The 21426-nt window shown below is 32.3% G+C and carries 21 protein-coding genes and 1 pseudogene; 8 read left to right on the top strand and 14 right to left on the bottom strand.

Going from position 1 to position 21426, the window contains the following annotated elements:
• A pseudogene (locus HMPREF3241_RS10150) lies at positions 1–297 on the top strand (signal peptide protein); the annotation flags it as partial.
• Positions 298–780: 483 nt separating this feature from the next.
• Here HMPREF3241_RS10150 and rpmF read toward each other — a convergent pair.
• Together rpmF and HMPREF3241_RS10140 are read right to left on the bottom strand one after the other, a co-directional pair.
• On the bottom strand, positions 781–954 hold the full coding sequence (gene rpmF, locus HMPREF3241_RS10145) for a 50S ribosomal protein L32 (RefSeq protein ID WP_001830121.1): 174 nt from the start codon (positions 952–954) through the stop codon (positions 781–783).
• 77 nt (positions 955–1031) lie between these two features.
• Positions 1032–1586: a YceD family protein gene (locus HMPREF3241_RS10140; RefSeq protein WP_001830128.1), complete on the bottom strand. Its 555-nt coding sequence runs from the start codon at positions 1584–1586 to the stop codon at positions 1032–1034.
• 126 nt (positions 1587–1712) lie between these two features.
• Between HMPREF3241_RS10140 and HMPREF3241_RS10135 the strand changes: the two genes are divergently transcribed.
• Positions 1713–2846: a nucleotidyltransferase gene (locus HMPREF3241_RS10135; RefSeq protein WP_002475920.1), complete on the top strand. Its 1134-nt coding sequence runs from the start codon at positions 1713–1715 to the stop codon at positions 2844–2846.
• 407 nt (positions 2847–3253) lie between these two features.
• Here HMPREF3241_RS10135 and coaD read toward each other — a convergent pair whose 3' ends face one another.
• Positions 3254–3739: a pantetheine-phosphate adenylyltransferase gene (gene coaD / locus HMPREF3241_RS10130; protein ID WP_002476597.1), complete on the bottom strand. Its 486-nt coding sequence runs from the start codon at positions 3737–3739 to the stop codon at positions 3254–3256.
• Between the two features lies 1 nt (position 3740).
• Positions 3741–4283 carry a 16S rRNA (guanine(966)-N(2))-methyltransferase RsmD gene (gene rsmD, locus HMPREF3241_RS10125; RefSeq protein WP_070853654.1) on the bottom strand — a complete coding sequence of 181 codons (543 nt, stop codon included), beginning with the start codon at positions 4281–4283 and terminating at the stop codon, positions 3741–3743.
• A gap of 66 nt (positions 4284–4349) precedes the next feature.
• Between rsmD and HMPREF3241_RS10120 the strand changes: the two genes are divergently transcribed.
• Complete coding sequence (locus HMPREF3241_RS10120) at positions 4350–4739, top strand: DUF7147 family protein (protein WP_002457429.1); 390 nt, start codon at positions 4350–4352, stop codon at positions 4737–4739.
• Positions 4740–4748: 9 nt separating this feature from the next.
• Here the strand turns inward: HMPREF3241_RS10120 and HMPREF3241_RS10115 are convergent, their stop codons facing one another.
• Positions 4749–5000 carry a DUF2129 domain-containing protein gene (locus tag HMPREF3241_RS10115; protein WP_002439362.1) on the bottom strand — a complete coding sequence of 84 codons (252 nt, stop codon included), beginning with the start codon at positions 4998–5000 and terminating at the stop codon, positions 4749–4751.
• A 221-nt stretch (positions 5001–5221) separates the two neighbouring features.
• On the opposite strand from HMPREF3241_RS10115, the gene HMPREF3241_RS10110 reads away from it, so the two are divergent.
• Complete coding sequence (locus tag HMPREF3241_RS10110) at positions 5222–6148, top strand: glycerophosphodiester phosphodiesterase family protein (RefSeq protein ID WP_002446196.1); 927 nt, start codon at positions 5222–5224, stop codon at positions 6146–6148.
• A gap of 522 nt (positions 6149–6670) precedes the next feature.
• Here HMPREF3241_RS10110 and HMPREF3241_RS10105 read toward each other — a convergent pair.
• From HMPREF3241_RS10105 to cyoE, 4 genes are all read right to left on the bottom strand, one after another.
• Positions 6671–7105, bottom strand: coding sequence for a YlbF/YmcA family competence regulator (locus HMPREF3241_RS10105; protein WP_002475938.1), 435 nt, complete (start codon positions 7103–7105; stop codon positions 6671–6673).
• Between the two features lie 20 nt (positions 7106–7125).
• On the bottom strand, positions 7126–8178 hold the full coding sequence (locus HMPREF3241_RS10100; protein ID WP_002490076.1) for a CAP-associated domain-containing protein: 1053 nt from the start codon (positions 8176–8178) through the stop codon (positions 7126–7128).
• A 439-nt stretch (positions 8179–8617) separates the two neighbouring features.
• Complete coding sequence (locus tag HMPREF3241_RS10095) at positions 8618–9079, bottom strand: DUF420 domain-containing protein (RefSeq protein ID WP_002457433.1); 462 nt, start codon at positions 9077–9079, stop codon at positions 8618–8620.
• 25 nt (positions 9080–9104) lie between these two features.
• Entirely contained in the window at positions 9105–10016 is a 912-nt protein-coding gene (cyoE, locus tag HMPREF3241_RS10090; RefSeq protein ID WP_002457434.1) for a heme o synthase, read from the bottom strand.
• 302 nt (positions 10017–10318) lie between these two features.
• Between cyoE and HMPREF3241_RS10085 the strand changes: the two genes are divergently transcribed.
• A complete protein-coding gene (locus HMPREF3241_RS10085) occupies positions 10319–11227 on the top strand; it encodes a COX15/CtaA family protein (RefSeq protein WP_002457435.1) in 909 nt (302 codons plus the stop codon).
• 141 nt (positions 11228–11368) lie between these two features.
• On the opposite strand, the gene HMPREF3241_RS10080 is transcribed toward HMPREF3241_RS10085, so the two are convergent.
• The 3 genes from HMPREF3241_RS10080 to HMPREF3241_RS10070 form a co-directional block, all read right to left on the bottom strand.
• Complete coding sequence (locus HMPREF3241_RS10080; protein WP_002491592.1) at positions 11369–14818, bottom strand: pyruvate carboxylase; 3450 nt, start codon at positions 14816–14818, stop codon at positions 11369–11371.
• Between the two features lie 402 nt (positions 14819–15220).
• Positions 15221–16444, bottom strand: coding sequence for a cell division peptidoglycan polymerase FtsW (ftsW, locus tag HMPREF3241_RS10075; protein ID WP_002475923.1), 1224 nt, complete (start codon positions 16442–16444; stop codon positions 15221–15223).
• 402 nt (positions 16445–16846) lie between these two features.
• Positions 16847–17122 carry an Fpa/YlaN family protein gene (locus HMPREF3241_RS10070; protein ID WP_001830079.1) on the bottom strand — a complete coding sequence of 92 codons (276 nt, stop codon included), beginning with the start codon at positions 17120–17122 and terminating at the stop codon, positions 16847–16849.
• A gap of 144 nt (positions 17123–17266) precedes the next feature.
• On the opposite strand from HMPREF3241_RS10070, the gene HMPREF3241_RS10065 reads away from it, so the two are divergent.
• Positions 17267–17749: a hypothetical protein gene (locus HMPREF3241_RS10065; protein ID WP_002457438.1), complete on the top strand. Its 483-nt coding sequence runs from the start codon at positions 17267–17269 to the stop codon at positions 17747–17749.
• Between the two features lies 1 nt (position 17750).
• Complete coding sequence (locus HMPREF3241_RS10060; RefSeq protein WP_002446186.1) at positions 17751–17906, top strand: DUF2197 domain-containing protein; 156 nt, start codon at positions 17751–17753, stop codon at positions 17904–17906.
• A 102-nt stretch (positions 17907–18008) separates the two neighbouring features.
• On the opposite strand, the gene typA is transcribed toward HMPREF3241_RS10060, so the two are convergent.
• Positions 18009–19856: a translational GTPase TypA gene (typA, locus tag HMPREF3241_RS10055; RefSeq protein WP_002446185.1), complete on the bottom strand. Its 1848-nt coding sequence runs from the start codon at positions 19854–19856 to the stop codon at positions 18009–18011.
• 98 nt (positions 19857–19954) lie between these two features.
• On the opposite strand from typA, the gene HMPREF3241_RS10050 reads away from it, so the two are divergent.
• Positions 19955–20146, top strand: coding sequence for a DUF5325 family protein (locus HMPREF3241_RS10050; RefSeq protein ID WP_002446184.1), 192 nt, complete (start codon positions 19955–19957; stop codon positions 20144–20146).
• A 574-nt stretch (positions 20147–20720) separates the two neighbouring features.
• Here HMPREF3241_RS10050 and HMPREF3241_RS10045 read toward each other — a convergent pair.
• On the bottom strand, positions 20721–21426 hold a 706-nt coding region (locus HMPREF3241_RS10045), incomplete at its 5' end, for an inositol monophosphatase family protein (protein WP_070846153.1).

The following is a 21426-nucleotide window of genomic DNA, read 5'->3' as shown; positions in this document are numbered from 1 at the left end:
CCTAATAACAATCAAACAGCAACTGGTACACAGGATGCCATTGGTGATCAAAATACGCAACAAGGCAATGCAGGTAATAAAGGCAATGCAGGTAATAAAGGCAATACAGGCAATGCAGATAAAGATGCTAAAGTAAATACTAATGATGATGAAACAAAAACAGATGTTAAAAATGGTACTGAATTACCTGAAACAGGACTAAGTAATGAATATGATTATACAACTACAGTATTTGGTTCTATCGCTTTAATATCTTCACTTCTATTATTAAGACGACAAAGAAAAGAATCTAAATAATACTTAACATCTTTATAACGAGTAAATCGCAATATCGATTTACTCGTTATTTTAATTTCTTAAAAAATTAATTTATCGCAATATTAAATATTGAATAACTACAAAAGACGAAGAAACTGAATAAGATAAAAAGAGAACACACTCGGTGACAACGTTGATGATTCACAATATAGAGTATTAAATTGCTCTATTCAATTGTTAAGTATTTTTTACATTCGGTCACACATAAATCAATACTCTGTTTTAAAATCAACTAAATTTCTATAAATATAAGAGGCATATTTAAATTAGTTTGATTTTATTATTTATATATCCTTAAAAAAGAGATTCCTTAAATATAGATATGAAGTGTATTGGTAAGACATGATAAATACTTTATTATTGTACTAAATTCCTATAAATAAATTATTCTAGCTACTCTAGTTCAAAACAAAAAATCCAACAATCTCACACGAGATTGTTGGATTTATTTCTTGTGTTATATTATTTAGAAACTACTTCTTCACCATTGTATGAACCACAGTTTTTACATACGCGGTGAGATAATTTGTATTCGCCACAGTTAGGGCATTCAGTCATACCAGGTACTGAAATTTTAAAATGCGTACGGCGTTTATTTTTTCTTGTTTTAGACGTTCTTCTTTTTGGTACTGCCATGATTAATCCTCCTTAGAATAGACACTTAATTCAAAATGTCAGCTCAATTAATAATTATTATATCATTAATTCAACTGCTATTGATCTTTATCGTATAATTGTTGTAATTTTTGAAGCCTTGGATCAACTTTTCTTTGTTCAGAATCACTATCTTGCTCTTTTTGAACTTCAGTCAATTGATCTTCATCAATGACTTCCCAACCATTGCCTTCAGTTAACATTTGATCACTATGTTCAGAATAGGCACGCATAGGTTTTTCAATAATTACAAGCTCTTCAGCAATGTCTTTAATATTAATCATACCGTCAGTTACAAGATGATAATGTTCATCTTCTTGATCGTCACTATCGGTATAACCATCATAGCCTTCCAAATCAAATACTTCTGAAGTAGATACATCAAGAGGCACATCAACTGGTACTAAAGTACGAGCACAAGGCATTGTGTAAGTTCCAGTAACATGCATATCTGCAATCACTTCATTTGATTTGACTGTCAACTGTCCTTCAACATTGATATCTGAAAGATCAATTAAATCTAATGATTCTCTTAAATGCTCAAAATTAACCGTTTGATTAAATTCAAATGGCTTACCTTGATATTTTCTCAATTGTGTTATTGACCATTTCATATGGCTTCACCTCTAACAAGCACAAAATTTATTTTAACTTTCTAAACAAAAGTTGTCAAGATTTTTTCTTAACATACCTCGTTCTGTTACAATACTTATGATGAATACTGAAAAGGAGAAATGCAAATGAAAAGTGTTGGACTGATAACTGAATATAATCCTTTTCATAACGGGCACTTATTTCACGCTTCATTGTCAAAACAACGCTCTGAAACTAATGTAACTATTGCCATTATGAGTGGTAATTTTGTGATGCGTGGAGAACCAGCAATCTATCATAAATTTAAACGTACTGAAATGGCTTTATCTGCTGTAGATTTGGTCGTTGAGCTACCATTGATAGGTAGCCTATCTTCAAGTGATACCTTTGCGGAAATTGCTATTAAAACGGCTCAGTATCTCGATATAGATATTATATCTTTTGGCAGTGAAAGTGCGTCCTTAAAAGATTTACAATATCTTGCAACACAAATGATTGCCTATGAAACACATCCAGTTTTTAAAGAGAAATTAAAACAAGGTAAAAGCTATCCACGAATCTTAAGTGAGTTAACACATAACGACACACTTTTGCAATCCCCAAACAATATTTTAGGAATAAGCTACCTTAAAGCAATGCAGCAATTTGCACCTCGCATGTCAGCATTGACTATTAAAAGAGAAGGTTCACTTCATCATCAAACAGTAATTGATCACCATCATTTTGCAAGTGGAACATCTATTAGGCGTTCTCTAATGAATGATAATGAAGATTGGAAAAATGTGGTCCCAAACCAAATACAATCTCTATATTGTACACCTCATACTACGGTTGAGGATACATTTCCTTTTATCAAACACCAATTAATTACACAGCCAAAAGAGAGCCTTCATTCTATATACACAATAAATGAGGGCTTTGAAAACCGCTTGCAAACAATGATTCATCGAAGTGATTCCTTTGAGTCTCTAATATCAAACCTTAAAACAAAACGTTATACGCAGACATATATTCAACGTGTATTAATGAATGTGTTATTAAATATAACGAAAGATGATGTTAACAAGGAAATTAACGCTGTTAGAGTTTTAGGAATGAGTGAGAAAGGACGTTCGTATTTAAAATATTTAAAAGCGACTTATCCAAATCGTCACTACATTACTAATGTAAATCAAAAGACTGCACATTATTTTAAAAATGAAATTAAAGCGACTCATGTATATAATCTATTAAGTAATCAATCACTGACAGACTTTAACACACCCTTAGTACGCATTTAAATGTTATAAAAGACCCGAAGTCTTACAACTCAAGCATAGTGTTAGATACAAAAAATAATTGTAGTTTAATACCATTGTAGTCAACGTTATTCTTTCACTGACCTGAGCTTTTTTGTCAAATTTCGTATATAGAGTTACCTTTCATCTTTCTATTAACTTTATAATAAAAGAATCTGCTCTATTGGGTGTATCACTTCATATTATATATATATTGCTGTAATCATTATGAACAGAAACTGTAACATCTTTTTTGTAGTTTTGTTGTTCATTATAACTAAAATCCCTCAATAGAGTATCTTGTAATTAGATACCCTATCGAGGGATTTTTGACTGGATAGTTAAGAGGTGACAGCCATTTCATATATAGAACTAAATGACTGTTATACACCCCTATATGTACAGTCGCCTCAGACATTAAATTTCTTTTTTAATGCTCTTTCGACATGAGGCGGTACAAAAGGTGATATATCCGCTTGATATGCAGCTACTTCTTTAACTATACTTGAACTTATAAATGAATAGTTTGCACTTGTCATCATGTACATTGTTTCAATATTACTATTTAACTTTTTGTTCATAGAAGTAAGTCGTAGTTCATATTCAAAGTCACTTACAGCTCTTAAACCTCGAATAATTGTCTTTGCACCTACTTGATCACAAAAATCAACAAGCAATCCATTAAAATGATGCACTTGAATATTAGGCAAATGTTTAACTGACTCTTCAATCAACGCCATGCGTTCTTCTGAGTCAAACGTTCCACCTTTACTACTATTTTTTAGTACACAAACATGGATTTCATCAAAGCGATCGGCGCTTCTTTCAATGATATCTAAGTGACCATATGTAATTGGATCAAAACTACCGGGAATAACTGCTCTTGTCTTACTCATATTATTCTCCTTTTTCAAGTAACAAAGTATCTGTCAAACCATAATGATAACGCTTAATCATTTGAAATGGCGCAATTGTTATTTCTTCATTATGACTAAACTCACAAACGATAATACCATTTTCTTTTAATAAGTTAAACTCTGCTATACGAGAAATCGCCTCATTTATAAGCCCTTTATTATAAGGTGGATCTAAAAAAATAATATCGAATTGTACTTCTCGTTTAGCAAGTGCTTTAAGTGCTCTGTCAGCATTATTTTTATAGACTTCTGCTTGTGACATTAAATCCAATTGATTAAGATTAGCTTTTATAACCTTGACCGCTTTAAAATTTTGATCTACAAAAATCATTTTATCCATACCACGTGATAATGCTTCAATGCCTAGTGCACCACTACCGGCAAATAAGTCTAATCCTAAACCAGAAACATCATATAAACTATTAAAAATACCTTCCTTAACTTTATCCATAGTTGGGCGAGTATTTCGCCCCTCTAAACTTTCTAGCGCTTTACTTTTATGCTTACCCGCAATTACACGCATTGACTCACACTTCCATTTCATTCATTTATTTAATATAATTTGAAGATAAAGGAGTTTGATTTATTTATGAAACAATCATTTATTAAAATTGGTGAAGGTTTAACCGATTTATTCGAATTTACTACTCTTATAGAATATAATCATACGCGAATCAATCGTATTGTATATTTCCATACACCTCATTCTGAGAAACAATTATCATCCGTCGCAATAATAATGAACCCTACTGCTGAAAAACATTTCCAGGCCATGTACATCATGACAAATGCATTAAAATATCCCTATCCAGAGGGCAACAAAAAATTCAAGATGATTAATTCAGCTGCAGAAAATTATGACATTCCAGTTGTAGGTATCGACGTACAACCTCCTGATGTGTACCCAGACTTAGAATTATATTTTAACTACCTTATCAGTGTTTTGCGTCTTCAAAGATGGATACCACCTTTGCAATAAATTGATACTCTATTGTATTTCATGTTTTTCTTTTTCATATGTTTTTTTCAAATATTTATATGGAGAACCTTGAATATCGTGAACGTACTTGAGTTGCATAAGTTTATGAACAATATTGTCAGCATCTGCTTCATTTATATACATCACAACATATTTTCGTTGACGGTTTGAGTGCACGATGTGACCATATTTTCTAATTTGTCGCTCATGTTTCATATGTTTTAAATAAATAATTAAACTCGTTCTAGGAATTATATTCATTTCTTACTCACTCCATTATTTATACATTTGTTATCATATCATGACTTTATAAGTAATGAAATAACTAAGGATTAACCTAAACGATAAAAGTAATATTGAAATTCTATGACTTTAAACTTTATCTATCTTAAAATAATGATGAGAAAAAGTAATCATAACCATCGTACCCAACAATAGTATTGGGGTACACTCACTTTAACTATCACTAGGAGGATTCGATTATGGCTCATTCAAAAAAATGGTTTATTAATGGTACTTTAGCAACAGCCGGTATTATAAGCAGTCTATTTTACTTTTTTAAAAATAAAAATAAACCACCGCAACAATTAAAATCAATTCCACCTTTCTTCTCAGGTCAAGCACCTTACATACTTGCACATAGAGGTGGCATGGCAATGCGTCCAGAGCAAACACAGTTGGCATTTGATAATGCTGTTGAATATGGACTGGATGGCTTTGAAACAGATGTACGACTAACTAAAGATGAACAACTCATTGTTTTTCACGATGCACTTGTCGACCGTACAACTAATGGTTCAGGTAAAGTGAGTGAACATACTCTAGCTGAACTAAAACGCTTAGATGCGGGATATCATTTTACTGATATCAATAATCAAACCCCTTATCGCGGGCATGATAAAGCTAAGATTTTATCATTCGAGGAACTGCTTGAATTGTACCCTAATATGTATATCAATGTGGATTTAAAAGATGCGCCAGACACCTATGAAGGTCGTATCGCACCAAAAGTGATTTTCGATAATATCATCAAACATGGGGCACAACATCGAGTGCTCGTTACAAGTTTCCATAAAAAACAAATTCAACGTTTCACTGAGTATAACCAAGCTGACATTGCTATCGGTGCTAGTGAAGCCGAAGTTGCTGAAGGTTTTCTTAAATTTAATGGCATGTTAGGTCATACATTTAAACCTCAAGCGGACACATTCCAAATGCCAGTTGCATATAAAGGAATTTCATTAACTTCTAAGCGTTTCATTCAATGGCTTAACTTAAATAATATTGTACCCGGTTACTATGGTGTGAATAGTATAGATTTAATGACAGACTTATATCATAAAGGTGTTCATACCTTAGTGACAGATCGCCCAGATTTAGGTCAACAATTTAAAGAAACATTAAAATAAATTGAAATATAAGTTTTTTAATGATTGCTCATTATTAATTTAACTCAAAATACCTAGGACATCCGAATTGTCCTAGGTATTTAACATATCTACCACGCGTTTCTGAAATAAAAGTGTATTTACTTTTAGTCTTTTAACATTAATTTATCTTTAGCTAAATAATGCAATATTTACGATGTCATTATTTAATCTATTTTACTTTGTATATAGTTTGAGCGGTACAAGTATTTTTCATAAATGAGCATCGTTAAAAATAGAAATGACTTTGATAAAGTGTGAATCTAAAATTTTGTTTTATAAAATATATATACAGTAGACTTACCTTTCATAAAACTATAATGGACAAAAAGAGGTGTGAAATAGTTTATTAATCCATTTCACGTCTCTTAAAAATGATACAAACCGCTTCCTTCAAAGTAACAAATTCTTAATTACAAAGATTTATCTTCTGTATAACATTAATTACACAAACATTATTCTTTGATATTACTGATTAATTAATGCTTTGATCATGCCTTTTAATTACAATGAACAGTTACATGTGCCACCAGAGGCACATCCATCATGTCCAGTTTGGAAGAAAGGATTACCTGTTTCAATTTTTACATGCTCAGAAACAGCAAATGCGATTTTGGACATCACTTCGTCAATTAAATTTTGTAATGCCACTTCCTTTGCTTTATACTCCATTACTACTGGAAGCATTTCATAAGCACGTTTTCGTTGTCGTGTTTCTAACATAATATCTTTGTAGTCGGGATGATATTTTCCAAATCTCATCACATCATCATACTTATCTTTCACTTTTAGAAAAGCTTGATAAAATAGACTTGCCTCATCATCAGCATCTAATTGTATTTTAGCTCGTCGGTATGATACATAAATATCAGATTGTACAATCATATCCGAGATATCCTCAATATCATCTAAAATGTCTAATATTTCTTCAGTAATCACAGAATCATCCTTTATTTACTTTACTTTTCTACAAATATTAATGAGTAGTAATCACTCATCACTTCTCCACCCATTTCATCATACTTATTACTTAACAAGCGCGAGCGATGAATATCAGAATTAATCCAACTATGGATAAGTGTAGGTACATCGTCAAAATCATAACCTACATTTTGACTTGCCGACTTATAACTTACATGGCGCTCATCCAGTTGCTGTGTTAAAGCATTCTCAGTAAACTCCACACTGTCAGATCCTTTATCCGTTGCTTCATACAAATTGATAGCAGCAATACGAGCAATATCGTTATTAACTTTAAGTGATTTTAAATTTTTCATTTCTCTCATTTTATTCGTTACTTCATAGAGTGTAATCAATTGATTAGGATTTTGTTCATGAGGAATTTTATCGTCGGAACTTTCACTAATTCGTCCCTCATCTTCTACTCTATTTAACTTATATGGTTGTAGTGTTGCCAATGTATTTGCATCTAAAAATCTCACTGCCAAAATTTTATTAGTCTGTTGATCAGAATATATTTGAGCATAAACATCTCCATATTTAATTAACGTCTGTGTCTTTAAATCTTCATCAGACATTTCAAATTTATAAGTTTTACCTTTCGTCTTGACAGTTGGTTCTGGATTAATACTAGTATCTTCAAAAATATGAGATGAATTTTCACCTATTTTAAGTGGGCTCACTTTTACACCTTTTCCTGTGGCATAAACTGATGTGATTGTTCCTTTATTAGTACTTACAATATAATATTCATCTTTGTGTTTAAAGACATAATTTTTAAAACCATTTTTATATGGATAAGACCGGTCAGCTTGTCCATAATGATGCGTTAGAGTTTTAATATCTTTTCCAATCCAAGTCCCTATCCCTTCTTTAGGTTTAGGGTTCTCAGCATCCTTATTCGCCTGTTTAAATTGCTCTGTCTTAGTTGTCTTGCTATTTTTATTAGGATTCTCTAGAACATCAAACTTTAAACGTGGTGAGTAAAAGAGATAAATTAAAAATGTCACTAATAATATAACACCAATAACTTTAATTATTAACTTTTTCATCTTTCACCCACCTCTTAATAATTATATATATTGTACAAAAATGTCCTAACCTTTTTCAACATAAGTGAAACGTGTAAACATTCCCCATCATTATTCTTATAAAAAATTTTAAATACTTTTGTATTCTTTATTTATACAAAAGTAAACATGAATGAATTTTCAAACATCTTAAAAGCTAAATATTGAAAAGATATATATCGTATCAGTAAAAAACGACTTCAGTATGATTACAGATCTCGCTTCAATTTATTTAAAATATTTAGATAGGATTTGAGTCATATGTGATATGTATGTAACTGTAGAAATAGTAGATAATGATTAGGAATAAAAAATTTGTTTATTGTATAATTTATGACAACCTGACAACTAAGTTATCTTCGTTCAGTACATAAAAATACCTGAGACAACCATTTGTGTCTCAGGCTCTTATAAAGAAAATTTATAGACCTAATGTAGCTTTAAGCAATGATGTTGTTTCTCCACCTGGATACAATATATATAACAATACATAAACTGCAACACCAGTAATTGCGGTAAAGAACCAAATTATTGAAGCCCAAGGCCCAATCTTTCTGTGAATATGAAGTTTATCTTTGAAGGCTAAAATGATTTGAATTAAGCCTAAAACGCCACCAACTGTTGCAAGAATGATATGGAAAACTAAGAAAATAGTGTAATAAACTTTAATAGAACTTGGTCCACCGAAAGCTGTATTACCGATAAAAATAGTTCTTGCTGCATAAATAATAAAGAATGTTAAAGCGAAAAAGGCAGCCCATAGCATAATGTTTTTATGCTTATGAACTTGACGTTTCCAAATCAATGTCCAACCAATAGCGACTAAAATCGCACTAATAACAATACACGATGTACTTATCGTTGGTAAAATGGGTACGTTCATAAGTTTCATCCTTACTTAAGTTAATTTATATCATCTTGATTAATGAAACAACTACAACGAGCGCAAAGAATACTACTAAGTAGTTCAATGAATAAATGAACATTTGCGTTGCCCATTTAGTTTGATTAGATTCTTTTCTGAACGTTGTAAAACCTAAAGCTAACCATCCTAAATTAAGTAGTGTAGCAATAACAACAAAAGTTACACCTAAATTAGATAATAAGAATGGTAATGGTAATAATAACACTAACCAAATAAACATGCTTACTCTTGTCCGTTTGAAACCTTTCACTGATGGTAACATAGGAATATTTGCAAGCGCATACTCATCACTACGTTTAATTGCAAGAGCGTAGAAATGGATGGGTTGCCAACAAAAGACAACTAAGAAGAGTGCTACTGCTGGTAAACTTAATGATCCATCGATAGCTACCCAACCAATTAATGGCGGTACAGCTCCAGGAAAACTTCCAACAACAGTATTCCAAGTTGTGTGACGCTTAGACCAAATTGAATAGTAAGATACATATCCAACAATACCAATTAATCCTAAAACACCAGAAGGTATATTTAATAAGAATAAACATGCTTCACCTATTAACATCATCCCAAAACTTAACATTAATAAGTTTCTATCAGATATTCTATCATTTACTGTTGGTCTACTTTGCTTACTTGGCATAATGCGATCAATATCTTGATCATAATAATTATTTAAAGCACAAGCGCCCCCCATAATAAGCGTAGAGCCAACTAGCATCAATAGTATTTGTGGAATGGAAGATAGGAAGGAATGGTTTGTCATTACTATTGCAAGCCATGCGCCTGCAAAAGCAGGTATTAAATTACCTTGAACAAGGCCCATTTTAATAATTTGTTGTAATTCTTTGAAGGATACACGGCCCGTAGTATGTGACAAAGTTTGATCTTTGTTCATAATTCCCCTCCTTAAATTTCTCATATAGTATAATGATATAGTAAATCACATAAAAAGACTAGGTTTTATAAAATTAAATTGTGACACTTTTACGACATTATAAATCGTCAATTTTGTGACACACTTAAAAATGTTATTCTTGATATAATAAGTTAAAAGTAAAAATATGTACATTAATTTAAAGTCATTTTTCTTCAAGTGTCGTATTAAATGAAGTATCAATTAACGAGTCTTTCAATGACTTTATTCTATTATGTAATATTATAATTTAATACTTTAAATTAATGATGGGGTGTTTATCATTGTTTAGAAAGCAAAACCTTAAATGGTTAGGTGTTTTAGCTACGATTATTATGACCTTTGTACAATTAGGTGGCGCCCTCGTAACTAAAACAGGATCAGAAGATGGTTGTGGCTCGTCTTGGCCTTTATGTAACGGCGCTCTACTTCCAGAAAATTTACCAATACAAACAATTATAGAACTGAGTCATCGCGCAGTATCAGCCATTTCACTTATAGTTGTATTATGGCTTGTAATTACAGCTTGGAAAAATATTGGATATATTAAAGAAATCAAACCACTCTCTATTATTAGTGTTGGTTTTTTATTAGTTCAAGCACTTGTAGGTGCTGCTGCTGTGATATGGCAACAAAATCCTTATGTATTAGCACTACATTTTGGTATATCACTTATCAGTTTCTCTTCTGTTTTCTTAATGACATTAATTATTTTCTCAATTGACAAAAAATATGAAGCTGACATTTTATTTATTCACAAACCTTTACGTATCTTAACTTGGTTGATGGCTATCATAGTATACTTAACTATTTATACTGGTGCTTTAGTTAGACATACTAAATCAAGTCTTGCTTATGGTGCTTGGCCTATTCCATTTGATGATATCGTTCCTCATAATGCGCATGATTGGGTACAATTCTCTCACAGAGGTATGGCGCTCATCACTTTTATCTGGATTATGATTACATTTATACACGCTATTAAGAATTATTCAGATAATCGAACTGTACGCTATGGTTATACTGCATCATTTATACTTGTTATCCTTCAAGTTATTACAGGTGCTTTATCAGTCATAACTAATGTCAATTTAATTATTGCGTTATTCCATGCTTTGTTTATCACATACTTATTCGGAATGATTGCTTACTTTATTTTACTAATGTTAAGAACGACGAGAAGTCTAAAATAATTTATTTTTTTCATAAATTTATAACAATTAAAAAGACACGCCACTCAAAATACCATAACGGTAAGATAAGTGGCGTGTTTTAATATATTTAAGTAAAAATAGACCATCTAAATATCTTACTAATCTAGATGGTCATATTAACTATGATTGTTTTTCAATTTCCACTAATAAATCTCCTGTGGCAATGGCATCTCCATTAGCAACATTTATTTGCTTAATAATTCCATCAAATGGCGCCTGAATCGTCGTTTCCATCTTCATTGCTTCAGTGATTAATAATGGTTGATTAGCTTGAACTTCATCACCTACTGACACTTTAACTTCAGTTACAGAACCAGGCATTTGAGCACCAATATGATTTGGATTTGATTTATCCGCCTTAGGTTTAACATTAGCATTCGTTTTTACATTTTCATCTTGAATATAAATACGTCTTGCTTGACCATTCATAGCGTAATAAATTGTACGTTTACCATTCTCATCTGGTTCACTGATTGTTTCTAATTTAATAATTAGACGTTTACCAGTATCAATTTCAATTTCAACTGTTTCACCATTACGCATGCCGAATAAGAATGTCGGTGTATCCAGTAAAGATACATTACCAAATTGCTCTTTAGTTTGAATATATTGTTTATATACCTTCGGATAAAGTACATAACTAATTATATCTTGTTCTGTTACCTCGTCTTGTTGTATGTCGCTTAATTCTTGACGGATTGCTTCAAAATCGACTGGCTCCAAGTATTCCCCTGGTCTTTCAGTAATTGGTTGCTGTCCTTTTAAAATAACATCTTGCAATTTCTTGTTGAATCCATTGACAGGTTGTCCAATATCACCTTTAAAGAATGACACAACAGATTCTGGGAAATCTAATTTATAACCATCATTGATGACAGTATCTTCATCAAGATCATTTTGCACCATATATAGTGCCATATCTCCAACTACCTTTGAAGATGGTGTTACTTTTACAAGATCTCCAAACAGGAAGTTGACACGACGATACATCTCTTTGACTTCATCAAAACGTTCACCCAATCCTAAACTTTTAGCTTGTTGACTTAAGTTTGAATATTGGCCACCCGGCATTTCATGTTGATAAATTTCTGTATTTGGTGATTTGATATCACTCTCAAAGTCTGCATAGTAAGGTCTGACTACAGACCAGTAATGACTTAATTCTTCTAAACCATCAATATCAGTTCTTAAATTACGTGGGAATCCATTTAGTGCATAATATAATGAGTTTGCACTTGGTTGACTCGTTAAACCACTCATAGATGCAACAGCAGTATCAATAATATCTACGCCAGCATCAATGGCTTGTTTATATGTCAACAACCCATTTCCACTTGTATCATGTGTATGTAAATGAATTGGAAGATGTGTTGCCTCACGTAATTCACCAATTAATTCGTAAGCTGCCTTCGGTTTCAACAAACCAGCCATATCTTTAATTGCTAAAATATGGAATCCTTCTCTTTCCAGCTCTTTAGCCATTTTAACGTAATAATCTAAAGTATAAATATTAGAACGTTCAGCATTTAAAATATCACCTGTATAACAAATTGTACCCTCAGATACCATTCCCGCTTCTTGAACAGCTTCATTTGCTACTTTCATTTGATCAACCCAGTTCAATGAGTCGAAAATACGGAAAACATCTACACCAGCTTTTGCACTTTCATGAACGAATTTCTTAATTACGTTATCAGGATAGTTTTTATAACCTACTGCGTTCGAAGCGCGTAATAACATTTGGAATAACACATTCGGAATGGCTTTGCGCAATCTTTCTAAACGTTCCCATGGATTCTCTTTCAAGAAATTATAAGCGACATCAAATGTTGCACCACCCCACATTTCTAATGAAAAACTATCTTTAAACACTTCAGCAGTTTTAGATGCAATGTTCATCATATCTTTTGTTCTTACTCGTGTTGCAAGTAAAGATTGGTGTGCATCTCTAAATGTAGTATCGGTAATTAAAACATCTTCTTGTTCTCTCACCCAATTTGCAACACCTGTTGGTCCATGTTGCTCAAGGATTTGTTTTGTTCCAGATAACTGATTGATTTTCTTTTGAGAAATTTTTGGGATTTTGGTAGATTCATATTCTGGTTTTGGACGCTTTTCTACATTAGGAAATCCGTTTATCGTCACATTACCAATATACTCTAAAGTCTTGGTACCTCTATCCAATGTCGGTGCAATATCGAAAAGTTCAGGTGTTTCTTCAATAAATTTAGTAGTATAATCACCACTTCTAAATTTATCATTACGCATAACATTGATGAGAAATGGAATATTCGTTTTTACACCACGAATTCGCATTTCGCGTAATGAACGTTCCATTTTCTCTTCAGCTTGTTTAAATGAAACGGCATGTGTAGAAAGCTTAACTAATAGTGAATCGTAGTAAGGTGAAATTTCTGCACCTTGGAATCCATCACCTGCATCAAGTCTCACTCCAAAACCGCCACTTGATCGATATGCAATAATTGTGCCAGAATCTGGCATAAAATCATTAGTAGGATCTTCAGTTGTTATACGACATTGTATCGCATACCCTAAAGTTTGTATTTCATTTTGGTGTGGCATAGAGATTTTATCTCCAAATAACGATTCTCCATCAGCAACTAAAATTTGCGTTTTTACAATGTCTATACCAGTAATCATTTCAGTAATTGTATGCTCAACTTGAACACGTGGATTAACCTCAATGAAGAAAAATTCATCTCCAGAAACTAAAAATTCCACTGTTCCAGCGTTGACATATTTAATATTTTTCATCAGTTGAATTGCGGCATCACAAATTCGCTCTCTTAATTTGTTAGAAAGACCTACTGAAGGTGCAACTTCAACGACCTTTTGATGACGTCTTTGCACGGAGCAATCTCTTTCATACAAATGAATGATATTCCCGAATTCGTCACCAATAACTTGAACTTCTATATGTTTTGGATTATCAATATATCTTTCAATATAAACTTCACTATTACCAAATGACTTTTCGGCTTCTGATTTCGCACGATGGAAAGCGTCTTCTAACTCGCTTGATTCACGAACGATTCGCATACCTTTACCGCCGCCACCGCTAGTGGCCTTAATCATAAGTGGGTAACCTGCTTCATTAGCAAACTGTTCTGCAGCTTCAAAACTTTCAATAGGACCATCTGTACCTGGGATTACAGGTAAGTTAGCGTTAATAGCAGTTGTTCTTGCCTTAACCTTATCTCCGAACATGTCTAGATGTTCTAGATGCGGACCTATAAATTTAATGCCTTCCTCAGCACATCGGCGTGCAAATTGCTCATTTTCACTTAAAAAACCATACCCAGGATGAATTGCATCGACACCCGCGCGAAGAGCTACTTCGATGATACGTTCGATATTCAAATAACTTTCAGCAGGTCCTAAGTCACTTCCCACTAAATAGGATTCATCTGCTTTATATCTATGTAACGAACTTTTATCTTCATTAGAATAAATTGCTACTGTACTAATATTTAATTCTGCTGCCGCTCTAAAAATTCTAATAGCGATTTCACCACGGTTAGCAACAAGTAATTTCTTTATTTGTTTCAAAAGCCAAGACACCCCTTAGAATGTTACGAATTTTCTAAATAATTAGATAATAAAATTTTATCTCAAATGATTGAATAATTCTATAGTTATTCATGAAAGAATCATATCATTTATCAATTTGTAACATTTAATTAAATAAATTAGTTCAAACTGACTACACTATGTGTAAGTTAAGTTGTCAGTCAATTACTAGAAAACTTATAAATGTTAATAATTTAATATTATCATCTATATAAGAATGACGCTAGTTAAAGTATACAGATTTACAGAATCTTAAATTGTGATCATGAGTAGTGACTAACTATACCAAATATTATGATATGAAAAACCCAAGAGGAATAATTTACATTCATCTTGGGCTATAGTCTTAACTTGATATTATAAATTTTATATACTATTTAATTAATTATATCGACGTTTAATATCTACCTTACGTTGTTTCAGTCGTTTATCATCTTGTTTTATCTGTTTTGCTGTAATAAGCAGTAATCCCATGGCTATACTTAAACTGATCATCGATGAACCACCAAAACTAATAAATGGTAACGGTACACCAGTAAGTGGAATTGTGGCAGAAATACCACCAATATTTACGAATGTTTGGCTTCCGATATAACTAGCTATCCCAACGCAAACTAATTTATAAAAATACGATTGCGTTTTATTAGCAAGTTGGAAAGCACGATATACAATAAAGTACTCTAAAATTAAAACAATTAAGCCACCGATTAATCCCATCTCTTCACAAATGATAGCAAATATGAAGTCTGTATGTGGCTCTGGCAAATAACCAAGCTTCATAATACTATTTCCTAGACCACGTCCGAACAATCCACCATTGCCAATTGCCAAAAGAGAATTAGAAATATGATATCCTGTGCCTGATTCTTGACTAAATGGATTGGTTAACGTACTAAAACGTGCCTGCAAATAACTTGGAACCATGTCTAACATGAACATAAATGTAGCTACGATGATAAAACCAATAGCTACCAAAGTCCCCCATTTTAACATATTCTGCACACCGATACCTGAGTAAAAAATAATTGAGAAGAATATGATCACAATCAGCATTGTTTGACCAACATCTTTTTGAAAAAGAACAAGTATCAAACATGTTACAACAAACAAAATTGGTCCTAATATTAATTTAATATTATGTCTCACCGCAGGCATCTTCTTTTCAATCATAAATGGTATGTATAGAATTATTGCAATCTTCAATAACTCCGAAGCTTGTAAGTTCATGAATCCTAAGTTAATCCAACTTTTAGAACCATTGATATTTTTTCCTATTACTAAAGTTAGTAGTAAAAGTATAAAAATTCCAATCATCATACCTTTTTGAACATTAGGCTTTTTTAATATTTTAACATTCATAATAAAAGCCATAAAAAATACGATAATAAAGCTCATGATAACGTATAAAAGTTGTCGATTGTAAAAGTATGTACCTGAAACTGGTACTCCCCCGGTTAAAGTACCTTTTGTAGCTGCAACCATGCTTGCACTATAAACCATTACTAATCCAATCAAACAGAGGACAACATAAGTTATTAACAATGGATAATCGATAAATTTAGAAGTCTTTCCAATATATCGCATTATATTTTTAAAATTTTTCATATACTAGATCTTCCAATACTAAATGATTAAAATTTATCTCTTTGTTGACTTAGTAAAACACATCGCTACTAAAAAGCGTTCTTATCTATTATATACTTCAACGTATCTATTAAACAAATATAAACAAATACATCTACCATTAAAATCCATGATTTAAATTTACTTTAACAATATTTGAGAGAAATGAGCTTTTTTTAGTCTGCTTTCAAATCAATTTCACTTTTAAAGCTTACAACAAAAAAGACCGAGAAAGATATCAGAATTAATATCAACTCAGTCATTTATGCGATGATTGACTCGCACAATTAATCATCTATCAATATTTTCTTTAAACATAAGACATTATGCATACTCTCAATTTAGCGAATACATTATTTTTACAATTAATTACAAATAAAAAGTTTAAACATTCGTAAATGCTTCGTGCAATTTAGAAAGTTCTTTTTCAAGTCTTAGCATTAATTGCTTACCATCTTCTTTATCAACTAATCCAAGTTGAACTGCGAAATCAACTTCCTTTTGTAATCCAAACATTTGAGTATCTAAAACCTCTTCATAAAGTGGACAAGAAGGTAAAGTTAAGTTATCCATTTGAACTTTAATTAGATGTAATATTCTGTCTGCATCTTTATTCAATTGGTCATATGCCGCACTATTTAACTTCGATTGGTTAGACATGACATATTCCCCCTATCGTTTCAATTAATATCTTCACAATAGAAGTTTATCCTACTGAAAGTTAAAAAGCAAGCGAATTTAAATTAAGTGAAAGCGATTTTGTGTTAAAATAATAAAAGATAAAAATTTAGGGAGTGGGCATTTATGATTCAAATAAAAGGAGCAGTCAATTTCCCTATTTCATTGGATAGTACGACTTGGATATTTGACGATAGAAAAGTTACTATTGATGATTTAGAACGTGGGGTATTTGATGGTAGTAGACCCATCAACTTTGATGATAACAAGGAATGGAACCGTGCTATTTTAGAAGGACAAACAAATCCACCAACGCTTGATTCTGAAATTAAATATAAAAAACGTTCGGTTTTAGATGAGACATTTGTGATAAATATGACACCATTTTTCAAAAATGCCGAACCCATGGAGAATGCTAGCACAATAAAACTTTCTAATAAAGATTACTCTATCAATGTACCCATGGACTTATTACCTTATTTGTTCTTTCAATTTTCTAGGAATGGCAAACGTTTATATAGTGATAATGCCGTTGATAGTTTTATATATATACCTGAGGAAGGATACTCTCATCAATTTAAGTATGTCACACATATAGAGGTGCTTTAATATGAGAAAGGTTCAATGTATTATTTGCGATACTAAGGTTTTTATTGATGAACATACAGTCGAGGCTAAACGCTTAAGAAATAATCCTATACGCACTTTCATGTGTGATGATTGTAAAAGTAGACTCGATACACCTAAACAAAGCAAACGAGATTAAAATGATATATTTGAAAATTTCAAAGTATCTAACATAAATAAATGGTGCAACCTTAATAATGAAAATTATTACTGTGGTTGCACCATTTGTTATATAACTAAATTATTGTTCGTCCTGCATTAATTGTTTAACTCTTTTCGCTTCTTTTTCACGGGCAGATTTATTAAGTATTTTCTTTCTTAAGCGAATACTTTCAGGAGTTACTTCCACCAATTCATCATCATTAATAAATTGTAACGCTTCTTCTAATGTTAAAATTCTAGGACGATTCATCGTTTGTGTTTGATCTTTAGTAGCTGAACGTACGTTTGTTTGATGCTTTGCTTTAGTAATATTTACTGTTAAATCGTTCTCACGGTTATGTTCACCAACAATCATACCTTCATATACTTCAGTACCTGGTTCCATAAAGTTAACACCACGATCTTCTAAGTTAATAATCGCATAGGAAGTTGCTTGACCTTGGTCCATAGAAATCAACGCACCATTACGTCTACCACCGATTTGAGCTTTAACTCGTGGTCTAAATTCTTCAAATGTATGGTTAATAATTCCATAACCACGTGTCATAGACATAAATTCAGTAGTATAACCAATCATACCGCGTGCAGGTACCATAAAGATTAAACGCGTCAAACCATTGTCGGTTGTCATCATATCTAACATTTCACCTTTTCGTGCACCTAATGATTCAATCACTGCCCCGGCATTTTCAGAAGGCACTTCACATTGTACACGCTCAAATGGTTCACTTAACACACCATCGATTTCTCTTAAAATAACTTGAGGTTTAGAAACCTGTAATTCAAAGCCTTCTCGTCTCATGTTTTCAATAAGAATAGACAAGTGTAGTTCACCACGACCAGCAACAACCCATGAATCTGGTTGATCAGTCGGTGTAACTTTTAAAGAAACATCTGTTTCAAGTTGTTGATCTAATCTTTCTTGAATTTGTCGAGCTGTTACATAATCACCTTCACGTCCAGCAAATGGAGAGTTATTTACTTTAAAAGTCATTTCTAGGGTTGGTTCATCAATACGTAACACAGGTAATGGGTCACGATGATCATGTGGTGTAACTGTTTCACCAACGTTAATATCTTCCATACCTGAAACAGCTATTAAGTCTCCTGCTTGTGCTTCTTCAATTTCTTCACGTTTAAGACCAAAGTAACCAAATATTTTCGTCACACGAAAGTTCTTAACTGTACCATCTAATTTAATTAGTGATACATTATCACCTACACGCATTTTACCTCTAAACACACGTCCAACGCCTATACGACCAACATAATCATTATAGTCTAGTAAAGCAATTTGGAATTGTAATGGTTCATCTGAATTATCTACTGGTGCCGGTACATAGTCAATAATCGTCTCATATAGGGATTGCATATTTTCGTCCTGGTTTTCAGAGTCTAGACTTGCTGTTCCATTCACAGCTGAAGCATAAACAACTGGGAAGTCTAATTGCTCATCATTCGCTTCCAATTCAATGAATAAGTCTAATACTTCATCTACAACTCCCTCAGGTCTAGCTGCTGGTTTATCAATTTTATTCACAACTACAACCGGTTTTAGGTTTTGTTCTAAAGCTTTTTTAAGAACAAAACGAGTTTGAGGCATTGTACCTTCATATGCGTCAACCACTAGTACTACACCGTCAACCATTTTCATGATACGTTCAACTTCACCACCAAAATCGGCGTGTCCAGGTGTGTCTAATATATTGATACGCGTACCTTTATAATCTATCGCTGTATTTTTAGCAAGAATCGTAATACCACGTTCTCTTTCTAAATCATTAGAGTCCATTGCACGCTCGTCGACATGTTCGTTTTCACGAAATATACCTGATTGTTTAAGCAACTGGTCTACTAATGTTGTTTTACCATGGTCGACATGCGCAATAATCGCTATATTACGAACATCTTCTCTTAAATTAGTCATTTTATAAATTCCTTTCTTTTGTATACTCCCACTTTTAATTGCAACTGTTTTATTATATCATATATTATTGAAAAGATAAGTAAAAGGTGGGGTATGGGATGCAACAAAAAAAATCTAAAGGCATTTTCTGGATCTTCTCAATATTGGCTGTCGTTTTTTTAACATTATTTAGTTTCGCATTAGGTGCTGCTAATGTTCCAATGATGATTTTAACATTTATACTTCTCATTGCAACATTTGGTGTTGGGTTCAGTGTGAAAAAGAAATATCGCAAAAACAATTGGCTTTAAAAATTTATTTATCATTATATTGATTTCATTAAAAGCACGCAAAGACAGTTATTGAACGTAATTATAATACTGATATGAACTTGCATCTTTAAATCAAATATTATAAGTCTTGGACACTATCAATTTTTGATTTACTAAATTTTAAATCTAACACTTTTCATAACAGTGAGTTATTTATGATGAACATAATCAATCGAGGTAGAGTAGACGGAATTTAACTTGAATTCGTCGTTTCACTCGGGTAAAGATTCTTCACCTAGATGATTCGTAGAATGAACTGAGTGAAATTCTCTCTGATGTGACCTACAATTCATTATGAAATAACCCTCATATCAGTACATTTTCAATTCAGTCATTGACCGTCTACACATTATGAAAGCCTAGGACAACAACTATGCCCTAGGCTTTTATATTTTTTATAAAGAGATAACTCAACAATACTTATATCAAACTTTTAGTGGTTCTAAACTCCTTATAAGACATTCTTCAAATTAAGGTTTGAAGAACAAAGAAATTTGAAATTTTCATATTTAAAGAAAATAGATAATTCTTTAACTCTATTGATTCCGTCTTTCTATCTCTTTCCAAATCTTTTTTCATGGAGTGTAATAAGCGTATCTCTTTGCTGATTTAAATGATGGTTTAATATTTCACGATGAAGGCTAGGATTTGCTATTAATATTGAATTCGGTTGATTGAAGTCTAATTTATCGCCTAATAAGTTGGTTCCTATCCCGCCTACTTCGTTCAAAATCAACAATCCACCTGCAAAATCCCACGGTTGTAATCTAGGTGTAACGTAAGCAGCCAATTGACCTTTCGCTACACTAATAATTTCTAATGCTGCACTACCATATGCTCGTGCACTTCTTGCCTCATTCACTATTGAACTAAAAATATCACTAAGTATTGGTTTCGTAAGCCAATTAGGATTAATACCTATAATACTTCTTTTAAGTTCGGTGTTTTGAATCATTTCAAGTTTATGTGTGTTTTCAAATGCACCCTGTCCAACCTTTGCATGATATAAAACATCTTTCATGACATCATAAACAAAACCTGCATAAGGCTTCCCATCATGATAAATACCAATAGAGATGGCAAAATTTTCTTTTTGGTGAACAAAATTAAGCGTTCCATCAATCGGATCAATAACCCAAATAACCCCATTTAAATACTCGAGATTATGACCATGCCCCTCTTCGCCAATAACCTGATGATCTGGATAATTATGAAGAATCGTTTCATATAGATAATTCTCTGTCGCCTTATCCACATTT

Origin of the sequence: Staphylococcus sp. HMSC34G04 (assembly GCF_001838765.1) — a bacterium.
Taxonomy (GTDB): Bacteria; Bacillota; Bacilli; order Staphylococcales; family Staphylococcaceae; genus Staphylococcus; species Staphylococcus epidermidis.
Note: the sequence above shows the minus strand (reverse complement) of the source record. Positions and strands in the feature narration are given on the sequence as shown.